Source organism: Bacillus sp. S10(2024), from assembly GCF_050473865.1.
Classification (GTDB): domain Bacteria; phylum Bacillota; class Bacilli; order Bacillales; family Bacillaceae_G; genus Bacillus_A.
Map to the genome: position 1 here is coordinate 1 of NZ_JBFLUR010000004.1, position 16,232 is coordinate 16,232.

Genomic DNA, 16,232 nt, shown 5'->3' on the forward strand with positions numbered 1-16,232 from the left:
TGTGCTAGAATTTTTTCTTATGCGTTTAAATCATATTGGATAGTGGAAAAATGTTCATGTAAACATCTGCATGAACATTTTTTTTTGTAAATAAAAAACGACCCATACGGATCGTTTTTAAACGCCTTACGCGTTTACTTGTTTCGCTAAGCGAGATTTTTGACGAGATGCAACGTTTTGGTGGATAAGACCTTTACGAGCTGCTTTGTCAAGTTTTTTAGAAGCTACTTTGTATGCTTCTTTTGCTGTTTCAAGATCGTTATTGTTAACTAAAGCTTCTACAGTTTTAACAGCTGTACGCATGTCAGACTTGATAGAAGCGTTATGTGCACGACGCTCTTCACTAAGTTTAGCACGTTTGATAGCAGATTTAATGTTTGCCATATATTTCACCTCCCTGGTGCAATCGAGTGACTCGATTCTTACATAGAACAAGTGATATTCTATCAAACGGAGAAGAGAATTGCAATAGTGGGAACGATGAAATTTCAATATAGGAAAAGAATGTCTGAAAATAAATTGGGGAATTCTAATAAATATTATTATAAATAGTGGAGGAGATTGTATGAACGGACCGCTTGATTTAAGTAAATATGGGATTCGAACAGATCTTGCATTAGAAGCCCACCAAATGCTGCAAGAGAAGCAAGAAGAAAAAACAGCGATTCAAGGTGTAATTGTAAAAGAGCGCGAAGAAGAAGGGATTACAATTACAAAGGTGACAATCGATGAAAGTGCCGCTCCGACGATGGGAAAGAAACCAGGGAATTATTTAACTTTAGAAGTGCAAGGAATTCGTCAGCAAGATACAGCGCTGCAACAAAAAGTAGAAGGGATTTTTGCAAAGGAATTTTCGCACTTTCTAAAAGAAATTGGAATAAGTGAAGAAGCAAGTTGCTTAATTGTTGGTCTAGGTAATTGGAATGTAACGCCGGATGCTTTAGGTCCAATTGTTGTAGAGAATGTCCTTGTTACGCGCCATTTGTTTCAGCTGCAGCCGGAAAGTGTTGAGGAAGGGTTTCGGCCTGTCAGTGCAATTAGGCCGGGGGTTATGGGGATTACAGGTATTGAAACGAGCGATATGATTTATGGGGTCATTGAAAAGACGAAACCAGATTTTGTAATTGCGATTGATGCGCTTGCTGCTCGTTCTATTGAACGAGTAAATAGTACCATCCAAATTTCAGATACTGGTATTCATCCTGGTTCTGGTGTTGGGAATAAACGAAAAGAATTGAGTAAGGATACGCTAGGTATACCGGTGATTGCAATTGGCGTTCCGACCGTTGTAGATGCAGTTTCAATTACAAGTGACACAATTGATTTTATCTTAAAGCATTTTGGGCGTGAGATGCGTGAGGGTGTAAAACCATCTCGTTCTTTACTCCCAGCCGGTTTTACATTTGGTGAAAAGAAGAAACTGACAGAAGAAGATATGCCAGATGAAAAAAGCCGCAATATGTTTTTGGGAGCGGTTGGTACGCTAGAAGAAGAAGAGAAGAGAAAGCTAATTTATGAAGTGCTAGCCCCACTAGGACATAATTTAATGGTAACACCTAAAGAAGTGGATGCGTTTATTGAAGATATGGCGAATTTAATTGCGAGTGGCTTGAACGCAGCTCTTCATCATCAAGTTGATCAAGGCAACACAGGGCATATACGCATTGATTGAAAAAGGAGAAATAAGAAGTGGGGCAGTTTACACGCAAATGCATCATTGTCGTTGTGAGTGCATTTTTTATAACGTTAGCCGGGATGCAAGTTGCCAATAGTGGATTGAAACGAATGAAGGGCTATAATAATCCCACATATGAGCAAATTGCTCACATAACAGGAACAAACTACGGGGATATAGAAAAAATAATTCCTGGAAATGCATTTTCCGTTGAAGAAAAACAAGCGCAACTAGAAAAATTAAAAAGCTTTAATATGCTCGAAAGTATGGGAAGAGGATTGACTTCTTTGGTGCAAAATGTTATTCGTAGCATAACATGTACCATAGTTGATAAAATAAAAGGTATATTTCATTAATTTAAAGTATAAAAAAGCGGCTATCTTACGTACGAGTAAGGTAGCTTTTTGGATTTTTAGGAAAGGTTTGTCTATTGTTTACAAATTGCATATGATAATAGTAAGAGTACTTGCTTATATCGTAACACCAGTTTTCATTGAATCTTTTTCCTTGTATTGATATAATCAGTGCTAGTGTATATTGGCGAGATTAGTAGGAGTGATAAATAGATGAACAAAGAAGAAAGAGCAAAAAGGCAGTCTAAAATTCGTAACTTTTCCATTATTGCTCACATTGACCATGGGAAGTCCACGGTTGGCAGACCGTATTTTGGAGAAAACAAATGCGTTAGCACAACGCGAGATGAAAGCACAGTTGCTTGACTCCATGGATTTAGAGCGTGAGCGCGGGATTACAATTAAATTAAATGCAGTACAATTAACGTATAAAGCGAAAGACGGAGAAGAATATATTCTTCACTTAATTGATACACCAGGACACGTCGACTTTACGTATGAAGTGTCTCGTAGTTTAGCGGCTTGTGAAGGTGCGATCCTTGTTGTGGATGCGGCGCAAGGAATTGAGGCTCAAACATTAGCAAACGTATATTTAGCACTTGATAATAACTTAGAAATTTTACCGGTTATTAACAAGATTGACTTACCAAGCGCTGATCCAGAACGTGTTCGTCAAGAGGTAGAAGATGTAATTGGATTAGATGCGTCTGAAGCGGTTCTTGCTTCTGCAAAAGCGGGTATTGGTATTGAGGAGATTTTAGAGCAAATCGTTGAAAAAGTACCAGCTCCAGCAGGTGATTCGGAAGAACCATTACAATGTATGATTTTCGACTCTTTATATGATCCATATCGCGGTGTAATTGCTTATATCCGTGTTGTAAATGGAACGGTAAAAGTTGGCGATAAAGTACGCATGATGGCAACGGGTAAAGAGTTTGAAGTAACAGAAGTTGGTGTATTCACACCGAAAACAACACAACGTAAAGAGTTAACAGTAGGTGATGTAGGGTTCTTAGCAGCATCGATTAAAAATGTTGGCGACACGCGTGTAGGTGATACGATTACACATGCAAAACGTCCAGCAGCAGAACCTTTGCCGGGGTATCGTAAATTAAACCCAATGGTATTCTGTGGTTTATATCCAATTGATTCGGCACGTTATAATGATTTACGTGATGCATTAGAAAAGTTAGAATTAAATGACTCTGCTCTTGAATTTGAACCAGAAACGTCTCAAGCACTTGGATTTGGTTTCCGCTGTGGATTTTTAGGCTTACTTCATATGGAAATTATTCAAGAACGTATTGAACGTGAATTTAAAATTGATTTAATTACAACAGCACCAAGTGTTATTTATAAAGTATATTTAACAAACGGTGAAGACATGATAGTTGATAACCCATCTAACATGCCAGATCCGCAATCTATTGATCGTGTAGAAGAGCCGTATGTAAAAGCATCTATTATGGTTCCAAACGATTATGTTGGAGCAGTTATGGAAATTTGCCAAGGAAAACGCGGAACATTTATTGATATGCAATATTTAGATGAAACACGCGTTACTTTGACATACGAAATTCCGCTTTCTGAAATCGTATATGATTTCTTCGATCAATTAAAGTCGAATACGAAAGGATATGCATCCTTTGATTACGAGTTAATTGGCTATAAACCATCTAAGCTTGTGAAGATGGATATTTTATTGAATGGTGAGCAAGTTGATGCACTATCCTTTATTGTGCATCGTGATTCAGCATATGACCGCGGAAAAGTGATTGTAGAAAAGTTAAAAGAGTTAATTCCAAGACAGCAGTTTGAAGTGCCTATACAAGCGACAATCGGAAATAAAGTTGTGGCGCGTTCTACAATTAAAGCGATGCGTAAAAACGTATTAGCGAAATGTTACGGCGGTGACATTTCTCGTAAACGTAAACTTCTTGAAAAACAAAAAGAAGGTAAGAAGCGTATGAAGTCTGTTGGTTCTGTAGAAGTACCACAAGAGGCATTTATGGCTGTACTGAAAATGGATGATAACTAATAAAAAGAAGCCGTACAAACGGCTTCTTTTTATTTAGGGAGCAGAAATCAAAGTATTTAAAGTTTTGGTTAATATTTAGACATCTTTGTATCTCTCCTTTACAATAGTGATGAAGCTTTTGATTGTAAGAAGAAAAGTTATTTGGGGAAGAATGCGAATAGATAAAGTTCGCATAGGATTACAGAAGTAAATAAACCTCCGAAATGCGGAGGTTTTCTTTTTAGAAAGGTAGGAACAGAATTTGATACAAGCTGCATATATTCATATTCCGTTTTGTCAGCATATTTGTCACTATTGTGATTTTAATAAAGTGTTTATTGAACGTCAGCCAGTTGAACAATACTTGCAATATTTAGAGAAAGAAATTGTGAATACAATCAACAAAACGTCTTTTAAAGAAATGAAAACGATTTTTGTTGGTGGAGGAACGCCAACAGCGCTAAATATGGAACAGACAAAGCAATTGCTAGACATTATTAATCGTCGTTTACGTCCGTTTGCGCCAAATTGTGAACTAACTTTTGAAGCGAATCCAGGAGATTTACCAAAAGAGAAATTAAATCTTCTACTAGAAGGCGGTGTAAACCGGATTAGTTTTGGTGTTCAAACATTTCGTGATGAATTATTGAAAAAAATTGGACGGAGGCATACGAGAGAAGATGCGTTTATAGCGATTCGTGAGGCGAAGGAAATAGGTTTTGCAAATATTAATGTTGATTTAATTTATGCATTGCCTGGTCAAACGATAGAAGATGTGAAAGAAACGTTAGAGATTGCATTTACACTTGGGGTTCAACATTTCTCTGCGTATTCTTTAATTGTTGAACCGAAAACGGTCTTTTATAATTTAATGAACAAAGGAAAGTTGAGACTTCCAGGTGAAGACAGTGAAGCTAAAATGTATGAAATTGTGATGGATGCCATGGAAAAGCATGGTTACCAGCAGTATGAAATTAGTAATTTTTCGAAAGAGGGCTATGAAAGTAGACATAACCTCACTTATTGGAATAATGAAGAATACTTCGGTTTCGGAGCGGGTGCTCATAGTTACGTAAATGGCGAGCGGATTCAAAATGTAGGTCCACTAAAGCAATATTTTACGAAAATTGATGAGACAGGTTTGCCCTATTTAGATGTTCATACAGTAACGACACAAGAAAAAATGGAAGAAGAGTTATTTTTAGGGCTTCGAAAAACAGCAGGTGTTTCAAAAGTAGAATTTAGCAAAAAATTCGGCGTAGAGATGAACGACATCTTTGCAAAACAATTACGTCATAATAAAGAACATGAATTGCTTCAAGAAACAAACACTCATGTCTGTTTAACAAGAAAAGGGAAGTTATTAGGAAATGAAGTCTTTCAATCATTCTTGGTGGATTAAACGCTGTATCCCGCTCAAACAGACGGTACATAGAGGTAAATCGAGAAGAGAAACCGTCTGTTTGAGCCCGATTGGCAGGGCTAATTAGTAGCAAAAAAAAACGCTGCTAAAAGTTTCACCTTATCTCATCACGTTTCCGTTGACAATTCAATAGCAACTTTGGTAAGTTAGTAATAGATTTAGCACTCGAAACATAAGAGTGCTAACAGAGGTGATGATGAAATGCTTACGGAACGTCAGCTCTTAATTTTACAGACGATAATTGATGATTTTATCGGATCAGCACAACCTGTTGGATCAAGAACATTATCTAAGAAAGAAGTAATTACATTTAGCTCAGCAACAATTCGAAATGAAATGGCTGACTTAGAAGAATTAGGGTTTATTGAAAAAACACATAGTTCTTCAGGGCGCGTTCCTTCTGAAAAAGGGTATCGCTTTTATGTAGATCATCTTCTTGCACCGCAACATTTGCCTAGTGAAGATGTTGTACAAATTAAAGACTTGTTCGCTCAAAGAGTTTTTGAAGCAGAAAAGCTTGCGCAGCAATCCGCGCAAATCTTGTCAGAACTCACGAGTTATACGGCAATTGTTCTTGGGCCAAAAGTTAGTGCGAATAAGCTGAGAAATGTACAAATTCTTCCACTTGGTCATCAAACAGCGGTTGCAATTATTGTAACTGATACAGGACATGTGCAAAGTAAAACCATCACAGTTCCAGAATCTGTTGATTTGCAAGATTTGGAAAAAATGGTTAACATTTTGAATGACAAGTTGTCTGGTGTACCGATTTCAGAACTGCATAATAAAATTTTTAAAGAAATTGTAATGGTTTTGCGTCAGTACGTTCATAATTATGATAGTGTCATGAAGATGTTAGACGGTACATTCCAATTTCCGTTATCTGAAAAAGTATATTTTGGTGGAAAAACAAATATGCTTGCGCAGCCAGAATTCCATGATATTCAAAAGGTCCGATCATTACTCAATATGATTGAAAATGAAGATGCTTTTTATGACATCTTAAAGAGTAAACAAATTGGCATTCAAGTGAAAATTGGCCGTGAGAATTCTTCTGCTGCAATGGAAAATTGTAGTTTAATTTCTGCGACATACTCAATTGGAGATGAGCAGCTCGGAACAATTGCGATTTTAGGACCGACAAGAATGCAATATTCTCGTGTTATTAGTTTGTTACAATTGTTTACAAAACAATTTACAGATGGCCTCAACGGTTTGTATAAACCGAAATAATAAGAAACTTTCATTTGTAGCGGAGATATCTCCCGCTGCTGATGATTAGTTGAATATAAGAAATTAGATGGCTTGGTTCGTGCTGATTTGTGCCTGCCCTGCCTTTTTAAGGAGGTGAAAGTTGTGGAAGAGCGTAATGAACAAGTGGTAGAAGAAGTAAAAGAAGCGCAAACAGAAGAAGCTGTAGCACCAGAAAATAGCGAAGAAACTGTTGAAGAAAAAAGTGAAGCTGCTCTTTTACAAGAAAAAGTAGATGAATTACAAGCGAAATTGACGGAAACGGAAGGTCGCATGCTTCGTCTACAAGCTGATTTTGAAAACCATAAGCGCCGCGTTCAACTAGATAAGCAAGCGGCTGAAAAATATAGATCACAAAGCCTTGTGTCAGATATTTTGCCGGCTCTTGATAATTTTGAAAGAGCAATGCAAGTAGAAGCAAATGATGAGCAGATGAAATCTTTATTACAAGGGATGGAAATGGTATATCGTCAGTTGCAAGAGGCGCTAGTAAAAGAAGGTGTTGAAGCGATTGAAGCTGTTGGAAAGCAGTTTGATCCACATGAACATCAAGCTGTTATGCAAGTAGAAGACAGTGAATTTGAATCAAATGCGGTTGTGGAGGAATTCCAAAAAGGCTATAAGCTAAAAGATCGTGTGATTCGACCATCAATGGTAAAAGTAAATCAATAATTACATAAATGTAGGAGGTTTCCCCATGAGTAAAATCATCGGTATTGACTTAGGTACAACAAACTCTTGTGTAGCTGTTATGGAAGGCGGAGAGCCAAAAGTTATTCCAAATCCAGAAGGTAACCGTACAACTCCTTCTGTTGTAGCTTTCAAAAATGAAGAGCGTCAAGTAGGGGAAGTAGCGAAGCGTCAAGCGATTACGAACCCAAATACAATCATGTCTGTTAAACGTCATATGGGTACAGATTACAAAGTAGAAGTTGAAGGTAAAAACTATACACCTCAAGAAATTTCTGCAATCATTTTACAAAACTTAAAAGCTTCTGCTGAAGCATACTTAGGTGAAACAGTAACAAAAGCTGTTATCACAGTACCAGCATATTTTAACGATGCAGAACGCCAAGCAACAAAAGACGCTGGCCGAATTGCTGGTTTAGAAGTGGAACGTATTATTAACGAGCCAACAGCAGCTGCACTTGCTTACGGTTTAGAAAAACAAGACGAAGAGCAAAAAATTCTAGTATATGACTTAGGTGGCGGTACATTCGACGTATCTATCCTTGAATTAGCAGATGGAACATTTGAAGTTATTTCAACTGCTGGTGACAACCGTCTTGGTGGTGACGACTTTGATCAAGTTATTATCGATCATTTAGTAGCTGAATTTAAAAAAGAAAACAATATTGACTTAAGTCAAGACAAAATGGCACTTCAACGTTTGAAAGACGCTGCTGAAAAAGCGAAAAAAGATCTTTCTGGTGTAACACAAACACAAATTTCATTACCGTTCATTAGTGCTGGAGCTGCTGGTCCATTACACTTAGAATTAAACTTAACAAGAGCGAAATTCGAAGAGCTTTCAGCTAACCTTGTTGAAAGAACACTAGAACCAACTCGTCGTGCGTTAAAAGACGCTGGTCTTTCTGCGAGCGAGTTAGACAAAGTAATTCTTGTTGGTGGTTCTACTCGTATCCCAGCTGTACAAGAAGCGATTAAACGTGAAACTGGTAAAGAGCCATATAAAGGAGTAAACCCTGATGAAGTTGTAGCTTTAGGAGCTGCAGTTCAAGGCGGCGTACTTACAGGTGATGTAAAAGGCGTTCTATTATTAGACGTGACTCCACTTTCTTTAGGTATCGAAACTATGGGTGGCGTATTCACAAAATTAATTGAGCGTAATACAACAATTCCGACAAGTAAGTCACAAGTATTCTCAACTGCGGCTGATAACCAACCTGCAGTTGACATTCACGTACTACAAGGTGAGCGTCCAATGTCAGCGGACAACAAAACACTAGGTCGCTTCCAATTAACAGATATTCCACCAGCACCACGTGGTATCCCGCAAATCGAAGTAACATTCGATATTGATGCGAACGGTATCGTTAATGTACGTGCGAAAGACTTAGGAACAAGTAAAGAACAAGCAATTACAATCCAATCTTCTTCAGGTCTTTCTGATGAAGAGGTAGATCGTATGGTAAAAGAAGCAGAAGCAAATGCTGATGCTGATCAAAAACGTAAAGAAGAAGTTGAACTTCGTAACGAAGCTGACCAACTTGTATTCCAAACAGATAAAGTTGTAAAAGATTTAGAAGGCAAAGTAGATGCATCTGAAGTAGCGAAGGCAACAGAAGCGAAAGATGCATTACAAGCGGCAATCGAGAAAAATGATCTTGATGAAATTCGTGCGAAAAAAGATGCACTTCAGGAAATCGTACAGCAATTAACTGTAAAATTATATGAGCAAGCTCAAGCTGCTGCAGGAGCACAGCAAGCAGAAGGCGCACAAGACAATGCGGGCGCGAAAAACGACAATGTAGTCGATGCTGAGTTTGAAGAAGTTAAAGAAGATAAGTAATAAAATAAGTAAGATGACAAAAAGTCAAAGTCAAGCGTGCCTTGGCTTTGGCTTTTTTCACGAGTGAAGAAAAGACTGAGGGTACGCGAAGACTTTCGCGTGGGAGTCCAATGTTTTTCTTTTTGCATACTGTAAGTGAGGAAACAGTGTTGCAAAGCACTTTCTTTCGATGTTAAAATTACGTTTATGTGAAAGGATTCGGGGGTTGCAAACTTATGAATAAACGAGATTACTATGAGGTGCTCGGCGTTAGCAAGGGTGCTTCAAAAGATGAGATTAAAAAAGCATATCGCCGTTTGGCGAAAAAGTATCATCCAGATGTAAGTACTGAAGAAAATGCAATTGAAAAGTTTAAAGAAGTGCAAGAAGCATATGAAGTATTAAGTGATGATTCAAAACGTGCGCAGTACGATCAATTTGGTCATGCTAATCCAAATCAAGGATTTGGCGGAGGCGACTTTGGTGGTGGCTTTGGCTTTGAAGACATCTTCAGTTCATTCTTTGGTGGTGGAGGCGGTAGACGTCGTGATCCAAATGCACCGCGTCAAGGGGCAGACCTTCAATATCAAGTTACTTTAAATTTTGAAGAAGCAATTTCTGGTAAGGAAATGGATATTGAAATTCCTGCTGAAGATCCTTGTAATACATGTAACGGTAGCGGAGCAAAACCTGGAACTTCTAAGGATACATGTTCACATTGTTCTGGAACAGGTCAAGTTAGCGTGGAGCAAAACACACCATTTGGTCGTATTGTGAATCGTCAAACTTGTAGACACTGCTCTGGAGCAGGTCAAATTATTAAAGAGAAATGTACAACATGTCATGGATCTGGAAAAGTACGCAAACGCAAAAAAATTAATGTTAAAATTCCAGCAGGTATTGATAACGGTCAACAAATTCGCGTTACTGGTAAAGGGGAAGCTGGCATCAACGGCGGCCCGGCAGGAGATCTATATGTAGTTGTTCGTGTGAAAGATCACGAATTCTTCCATCGCGAAGGTGATGATATTATTTGCGAAATGCCATTCACATTTGCGCAAGTAGCACTTGGGGATGAAGTGGAAGTTCCGACTGTGCAGGGGAAAGTGAAATTGAAAATCCCAGCAGGAACACAAACAGGAACAGAATTCCGTTTAAAAGGAAAAGGTGCGCCAAATGTACGCGGCTATGGGCAAGGTGATCAATACGTAGTGGTACGTGTTGTTACACCAACGAAATTAACATCGCACCAAAAAGATTTATTAAAAGAATTTACAGGTCAAGAGGATAAAGATGATAGCCTATTTGGAAAGCTTAAGCGAGCTTTTAAAGGGGAATAATGGAAATAAAAAATGGAGTTGGTAAATTGTGAAATGGTCAGAAATTAGTATTCATACAGCAGAGGAAGCAGTAGAAGCAATCTCGCATATTTTACACGAAGCAGGTGCAAGTGGTGTTGCGATTGAAGATCCTGCGGAATTAACGAAAGAGCGTGAACAACAATTTGGCGAGATTTATGCATTAAATCCAGCTGAATATCCAGCGGAAGGTGTACTTGTAAAAGCGTATTTCCCAAAGAATGATGCCCTGCAAGAAACAATTACAAATGTAAAATCATCCATTGATTTGCTACCTTCTTATGGAATCGAGATTGGAGCAGCAACTGTATCTGTTAATGAAGTAGATGAAGAGGATTGGGCTACTGCTTGGAAAAAATATTACCATCCGGTGAAAATTTCTGATACATTTACAATTGTGCCAACATGGGAAGAGTATACGCCTTCCTCACCTGAAGAAAAAATTATCGAATTAGATCCAGGAATGGCATTTGGAACGGGAACGCATCCGACAACAACGATGTGCATCCGCGCTTTGGAGAAAACTGTTCAACCGGGAGATACTGTCATTGACGTTGGAACGGGTTCTGGTGTATTAAGTATTGCTGCAGCTAAATTAGGTGCTGCTTCTGTTCAAGCATACGACTTAGATCCGGTTGCAGTAGAGAGTGCGGAAATGAATGTACGATTAAATCATACAGAAAATGTTGTAACTGTTGGACAAAACAGCTTACTAGAGGGCATTGAAGGGCCTGTAGATTTAATTGTTGCAAATTTACTAGCGGAAATTATTTTACTATTCCCAGAAGATGCAGCGAAAGTTGTGAAGCAAGGTGGATTGTTCATAACATCTGGTATTATTGCTGCAAAAGAAAAAATTGTAACAGAAGCGTTAGTGAATGCTGGTTTTACAGTAGAAGAAGTGTTAACGATGGAAGATTGGGTAGCAATTATTGCACGTAGAGGATAAGCTAAAGTTTTCCTAATCAAGTGTTTATTACCCGTTTGTACGGGAGATGTATGCGGAAAGTCTCTCGCTGAAAGCAGTGAGGGACTTACCGTTTGTTTCGTCCAAATTATACCGTTTGGCTCTTTTCGTAAGCATTCGTTTACGAAAAGAGCTAAACTTTACTAAGGTGATAAAATGCAACGTTATTTTGTAGAAGAACAAAATGTAAATGAAATGGCGATTCGTATTGTAGGAGATGATGTGCATCACATCGGAAGAGTAATGCGTATGACGCCTGGTGATCAAATTTATTGTTGTACAAATGGGAAGACGGCAATTTGTACAATTGCTGAAATTACCAATGAATTTGTAAATGCGACTATTGTAGAATGGGTAGAGATGTCAACTGAGCTACCTGTTTTTGTGACAATTGCAAGCGGATTGCCTAAAGGAGATAAGCTTGAGTTGATTTTACAAAAAGGAACTGAGCTTGGAGCAGCGGCCTTTTTACCGTTCCAAGCATCGCGATCTATTGTAAAATGGGATGCGAAAAAAGCTGGAAAAAAAGTAGAGCGTTTTAATAAAATTGTCAAAGAGGCAGCTGAGCAGTCTCATCGCAGTGAGATTCCGACTGTGTATGCACCTGTTTCTTTTAAAGAGCTTCTTGCGATGAGTAAAGAATATGATAGCTGCCTTGTTGCGTATGAAGAGGAAGCGAAACAAGGTGAAAAATCAAACTTCGCTAAGGCTTTAACAAAATTAATGCCAGGACAAAAGGTGCTTATTGTATTTGGACCAGAAGGTGGTTTAACGGAAGAAGAAGTATCTTCTCTTTCTGAGCATGCTTTTGTACCTTGTAGTTTAGGACCAAGAATATTGCGGACAGAAACAGCGCCTTTATACGCGCTAAGTGCCGCTTCTTATCATTTTGAATTAATGGGGTGAGTATATGGCAACTGTTGCGTTTCATACGTTAGGTTGTAAAGTAAACCACTACGAGACAGAAGCAATTTGGCAACTGTTTAAACAAGGTGGTTATGAGCGAACTGAATTTGAAAAAACAGCTGATGTGTATGTAATTAATACATGTACTGTAACAAATACAGGGGATAAAAAAAGTCGTCAAGTTATTCGTCGTGCCGTTCGTCAAAATCCTGATGCGGTAATTTGTGTAACGGGATGTTATGCACAAACATCTCCAGCGGAAATTATGGCAATTCCAGGTGTAGATATTGTAGTAGGAACGCAAGACCGTGAGAAAATGCTTGGCTATATTGAAGAGTACCGGAATGAGCGTCAGCCAATTAATGCTGTACGTAACATTATGAAAACGCGTGTATACGAAGAGCTAGACGTACCATATTTTACAGATCGTACGCGTGCATCTTTAAAAATTCAAGAAGGATGTAACAACTTCTGTACGTTCTGTATTATTCCATGGGCTCGTGGTTTAATGCGCTCTCGTGATGGGAAAGAAGTTATTCGCCAAGCGCAGCAATTAGTAGATGCTGGCTATAAAGAAATCGTCTTAACAGGTATTCATACAGGTGGATACGGTGAAGATATGAAGGATTATAATTTAGCCGGACTACTTCGAGATATGGAAGCGCAAGTAGAAGGGTTAAAACGCCTTCGCATTTCTTCTATTGAAGCAAGTCAAATTACAGACGAAGTAATTGAAGTGTTGCGCGATTCTAAAGTTGTTGTCCGTCATTTACACATTCCGCTTCAATCTGGATCTAATACAGTATTGAAACGTATGCGTCGTAAATATACAATGGAGTTTTTCCAAGAGCGTTTAGACCGCTTAAAAGAAGCGTTGCCAGGACTTGCAATTACATCTGATGTTATCGTCGGTTTCCCTGGTGAAACAGAAGAAGAATTCATGGAAACGTTCAATTTCATTAAAGATAATCGTTTCTCTGAACTTCATGTATTCCCATACTCAAAACGTACAGGAACACCAGCAGCACGTATGGATGATCAAGTACTAGAAGAAATTAAGAATGAGCGCGTACACCGCTTAATTGCATTATCAGACCAATTAGCGAAAGAATATGCATCACAGTTTGAAGGTGAAGTACTTGAAATTATTCCAGAAGAATCATTTAAAGAAGCTGATCGTGAAGGGTTATTTGTAGGATATACAGATAATTACTTAAAAGTTGTCTTTGAAGGTTCTGAGGAATTAATTGGTAAATTAATTAAAGTAAAAATTACGAAAGCTGGTTATCCTTACAATGAAGCACAATTTGTTCGTGTGCTAGAAAATGCATCGCCAAAAGAATCAGCAAGCGCGTAACAGAAAAGCATGCAAACAGTTTTGTTTGTATGCTTTTTTATTTGCTGGAGAAGTTAAAATATGAAAACGCTATACGTTATGATATAATGCTGAAGATTAAGGTTGTCAGACAATCGGTGAGCAAAAAATTCACTACGTATAAGTTGAGGAAGGGCAATTTTAAAATGAACTATGCAAAGTTAATTGATCATACGGCATTAAAACCAGATACAAAAAAAGAAGCAATCGTGACTTTATGTCAAGAGGCGAAACAACATGATTTTGCTTCTGTATGTGTAAATCCAACGTGGATTGAAACGGCAGCAGAATTGCTAAAAGGGACAGATGTAAAAGTTTGTACAGTAATTGGTTTCCCTCTTGGAGCAAATACACCAGAAACAAAAGCATTTGAAACAACAGATGCGATTGCAAAAGGTGCAACAGAGGTTGATATGGTAATTAACATCGGTGCGTTAAAAGATAAAAACGATGCGTTAGTAGAGCGTGATGTTCGCGCTGTTGTAGAGGCAGCAAAAGGAAAAGCGCTTGTGAAAATAATTATTGAAACATGCTTACTTACAGAAGAAGAAAAAGTTCGTGCTTGTGAATTGTCTGTAAAAGCAGGCGTTGATTTCGTAAAAACATCAACAGGATTTTCAACAGGCGGTGCAACAGTAGAAGATGTTGCGTTGATGAGAAAAACGGTAGGACCAAATATCGGTGTAAAAGCATCAGGAGGGGTTCGTGACGAAAAAGGCATGGATGCAATGATTCAAGCAGGTGCAACGCGCATCGGTACAAGCTCTGGTGTAGCGCTAGTAAGTGGAAAAACAGCAACAACTGATTATTAATTTAAAAGCGGAAGCCGCTCGTATAGAACATGAGGACGTTGGAACTCTTGACGTAGAGGCGCTATTTGCCTCGTAGGAAAGAGTGAAGCGACCGATTGTTCTAGCGGCTGCAGCTGGATAAAATAAAAGCGGAAGCCGACTGTTTAGCCCTGTCGGCTAAGGTTCTTTCACGCAGAAGGTGCTCTTTACCTTCTCGCGTGGAAGGTTCTTAGACGTGAGGGGGCTAGGAGGCGCAGCTGGATAAAAAATAAAAGCGGAAGCCGACTGTTTAGTCCTGTTGGCTAAGGTTATTTGACACGAAAAACTAGGGATATTGTATCCAGATGATGAAAAGTAGAAGTAAACATTTTGGTAGAATAATGTTGCATTGGTATAGAAAAATATATCAAAAATGTACGTTTCATGAAAAAAGAAGAGCAAGTGCTCTTCTTTTCTTTTATCTGATAGTTGACCTAAAAGTATAAAATGTATTATAATCGTAAAAGACATGCTGAGAAAGTGTTTACTTTTTGCATGCTGAAATTAGGATGTAAGTGGATGTTTCGGAGGGAGGGAAAGAGAATGTCAAAACAGTCGTTCGTAAAAACGAGTCTTTGGAGGATGCACTTCGCCGTTTTAAAAGATCAACTTCTAAGCTGGTACGCTTGCTGAAGCAAGAAAACGCGAGTTCTATGAAAAGCCAAGTGTAAAACGTAAGAAGAAATCTGAAGCGGCAAGAAAGCGTAAATTCTAAGAGAGGGTGTAATTTATGAGTCTTCTCGGTCGTTTAAACGATGATATGAAACAAGCGATGAAGAATAAAGAAAAAAATAAATTAACCGTTATTCGTATGGTTAAGGCTGCTTTACAAAATGAAGAAATTAAACTACAGAACCCTCTTACAGAGAAGAGGAACTAACAGTTTTAACTCGTGAAGTAAAACAGTATAAAGACTCCCTCCTTGAGTTTGAAAAAGCGGGTCGTGAAGACCTTGTCGATAAACTGAAAAGCGAAATTCAGATTTTAGAAACATATTTGCCAGAGCAATTGACAGAAGAAGAATTGCTTGCTGTTATTCAGCAATCTATCTCTGAAGTTGGTGCAGCTTCTAAAGCTGATATGGGCAAAGTGATGGGTGCTGTTTTGCCGAAAGTAAAAGGCAAAGCAGATGGCTCACAAGTAAATAGGCTTGTTTCACAACTATTAGCATAAAAAAGCGTCTCATTATAATGAGACGCTTTTTTATGTTTTTTTCGAATTGGACGTGATATTACAAGCTTTTTTTTCATACATATGGGATGAGAGGGGGGTCTTCGATGAGAAAGTTGCAGCAAATGAAAAATTGGATTACGAAGCAGATAGACCTACCTGCAGATGTATTCATGATCTGCCGAGAATTACACTTGTTGGGCAGGTACATATTTATATAGAAAATCATCGTGGATTATTGGTATTTAGTGATAAAGAGGTACGGCTTTTATTAAAACAAGGGCAATTATTAATAAAAGGAGATTCATTTGTAATTAAGACAATTCTGCCAGAAGAGCTTTTACTTGAAGGAACTATTGAACAAGTCTTGTTTTTAGAAGATGAAAAAGAAGGGA

11 protein-coding genes and 5 pseudogenes are annotated in these 16,232 nt (G+C 38.3%); 15 read left to right on the forward strand and 1 reads right to left on the reverse strand.

Going from position 1 to position 16,232, the window contains the following annotated elements; translation table 11 throughout:
- Positions 1–126: 126 nt before the first annotated feature.
- On the reverse strand, positions 127–384 hold the full coding sequence (gene rpsT, locus AB1280_RS24225; protein ID WP_020062230.1) for a 30S ribosomal protein S20: 258 nt from the start codon (positions 382–384) through the stop codon (positions 127–129).
- A gap of 181 nt (positions 385–565) precedes the next feature.
- On the opposite strand from rpsT, the pseudogene gpr reads away from it, so the two are divergent.
- The 15 genes and pseudogenes from gpr to yqfC form a co-directional block, all read left to right on the forward strand.
- Positions 566–1,668, forward strand: a pseudogene (gene gpr, locus AB1280_RS24230) (GPR endopeptidase).
- 21 nt (positions 1,669–1,689) lie between these two features.
- Positions 1,690–2,031, forward strand: a complete 342-nt coding sequence (locus AB1280_RS24235; RefSeq protein WP_429754506.1) for a DUF3679 domain-containing protein — start codon at positions 1,690–1,692, stop codon at positions 2,029–2,031.
- A 210-nt stretch (positions 2,032–2,241) separates the two neighbouring features.
- Positions 2,242–4,066: pseudogene (gene lepA / locus AB1280_RS24240) on the forward strand (elongation factor 4).
- Positions 4,067–4,307: 241 nt separating this feature from the next.
- Positions 4,308–5,447, forward strand: a complete 1,140-nt coding sequence (gene hemW / locus AB1280_RS24245; RefSeq protein ID WP_429754507.1) for a radical SAM family heme chaperone HemW — start codon at positions 4,308–4,310, stop codon at positions 5,445–5,447.
- A gap of 222 nt (positions 5,448–5,669) precedes the next feature.
- Complete coding sequence (gene hrcA, locus AB1280_RS24250; RefSeq protein WP_272186781.1) at positions 5,670–6,701, forward strand: heat-inducible transcriptional repressor HrcA; 1,032 nt, start codon at positions 5,670–5,672, stop codon at positions 6,699–6,701.
- Positions 6,702–6,824: 123 nt separating this feature from the next.
- Complete coding sequence (grpE, locus tag AB1280_RS24255) at positions 6,825–7,391, forward strand: nucleotide exchange factor GrpE (RefSeq protein WP_242222884.1); 567 nt, start codon at positions 6,825–6,827, stop codon at positions 7,389–7,391.
- Positions 7,392–7,416: 25 nt separating this feature from the next.
- A complete protein-coding gene (gene dnaK, locus AB1280_RS24260; RefSeq protein ID WP_272186782.1) occupies positions 7,417–9,252 on the forward strand; it encodes a chaperone protein DnaK in 1,836 nt (611 codons plus the stop codon).
- 215 nt (positions 9,253–9,467) lie between these two features.
- Positions 9,468–10,571, forward strand: coding sequence for a molecular chaperone DnaJ (dnaJ, locus tag AB1280_RS24265; RefSeq protein ID WP_272186783.1), 1,104 nt, complete (start codon positions 9,468–9,470; stop codon positions 10,569–10,571).
- A 28-nt stretch (positions 10,572–10,599) separates the two neighbouring features.
- Positions 10,600–11,538, forward strand: a complete 939-nt coding sequence (gene prmA, locus AB1280_RS24270) for a 50S ribosomal protein L11 methyltransferase (RefSeq protein ID WP_272186784.1) — start codon at positions 10,600–10,602, stop codon at positions 11,536–11,538.
- Between the two features lie 174 nt (positions 11,539–11,712).
- The gene (locus tag AB1280_RS24275) at positions 11,713–12,462 is read left to right on the forward strand and encodes a 16S rRNA (uracil(1498)-N(3))-methyltransferase (protein WP_429754509.1); all 750 of its coding nucleotides are present in this window, start codon (positions 11,713–11,715) and stop codon (positions 12,460–12,462) included.
- 4 nt (positions 12,463–12,466) lie between these two features.
- Positions 12,467–13,819 carry a tRNA (N(6)-L-threonylcarbamoyladenosine(37)-C(2))-methylthiotransferase MtaB gene (mtaB, locus tag AB1280_RS24280; RefSeq protein ID WP_272186786.1) on the forward strand — a complete coding sequence of 451 codons (1,353 nt, stop codon included), beginning with the start codon at positions 12,467–12,469 and terminating at the stop codon, positions 13,817–13,819.
- A 164-nt stretch (positions 13,820–13,983) separates the two neighbouring features.
- Positions 13,984–14,649, forward strand: a complete 666-nt coding sequence (deoC, locus tag AB1280_RS24285; protein ID WP_429754510.1) for a deoxyribose-phosphate aldolase — start codon at positions 13,984–13,986, stop codon at positions 14,647–14,649.
- Between the two features lie 533 nt (positions 14,650–15,182).
- A pseudogene (gene rpsU, locus AB1280_RS24290) lies at positions 15,183–15,382 on the forward strand (30S ribosomal protein S21).
- Between the two features lie 15 nt (positions 15,383–15,397).
- Positions 15,398–15,840: pseudogene (locus AB1280_RS24295) on the forward strand (GatB/YqeY domain-containing protein).
- 104 nt (positions 15,841–15,944) lie between these two features.
- Positions 15,945–16,232: pseudogene (yqfC, locus tag AB1280_RS24300) on the forward strand (sporulation protein YqfC); the annotation flags it as partial.

Bases quoted from the DNA above. Each gene is read 5' to 3' on its own strand.
- rpsT (WP_020062230.1), bottom strand. From the start codon at position 384: ATGGCAAACATTAAATCTGCTATCAAACGTGCTAAACTTAGTGAAGAG.
- hrcA (WP_272186781.1), top strand. From the start codon at position 5,670: ATGCTTACGGAACGTCAGCTCTTAATTTTACAGACGATAATTGATGAT.
- dnaK (WP_272186782.1), top strand. From the start codon at position 7,417: ATGAGTAAAATCATCGGTATTGACTTAGGTACAACAAACTCTTGTGTA.
- dnaJ (WP_272186783.1), top strand. From the start codon at position 9,468: ATGAATAAACGAGATTACTATGAGGTGCTCGGCGTTAGCAAGGGTGCT.
- AB1280_RS24275 (WP_429754509.1), top strand. From the start codon at position 11,713: ATGCAACGTTATTTTGTAGAAGAACAAAATGTAAATGAAATGGCGATT.
- mtaB (WP_272186786.1), top strand. From the start codon at position 12,467: ATGGCAACTGTTGCGTTTCATACGTTAGGTTGTAAAGTAAACCACTAC.
- deoC (WP_429754510.1), top strand. From the start codon at position 13,984: ATGAACTATGCAAAGTTAATTGATCATACGGCATTAAAACCAGATACA.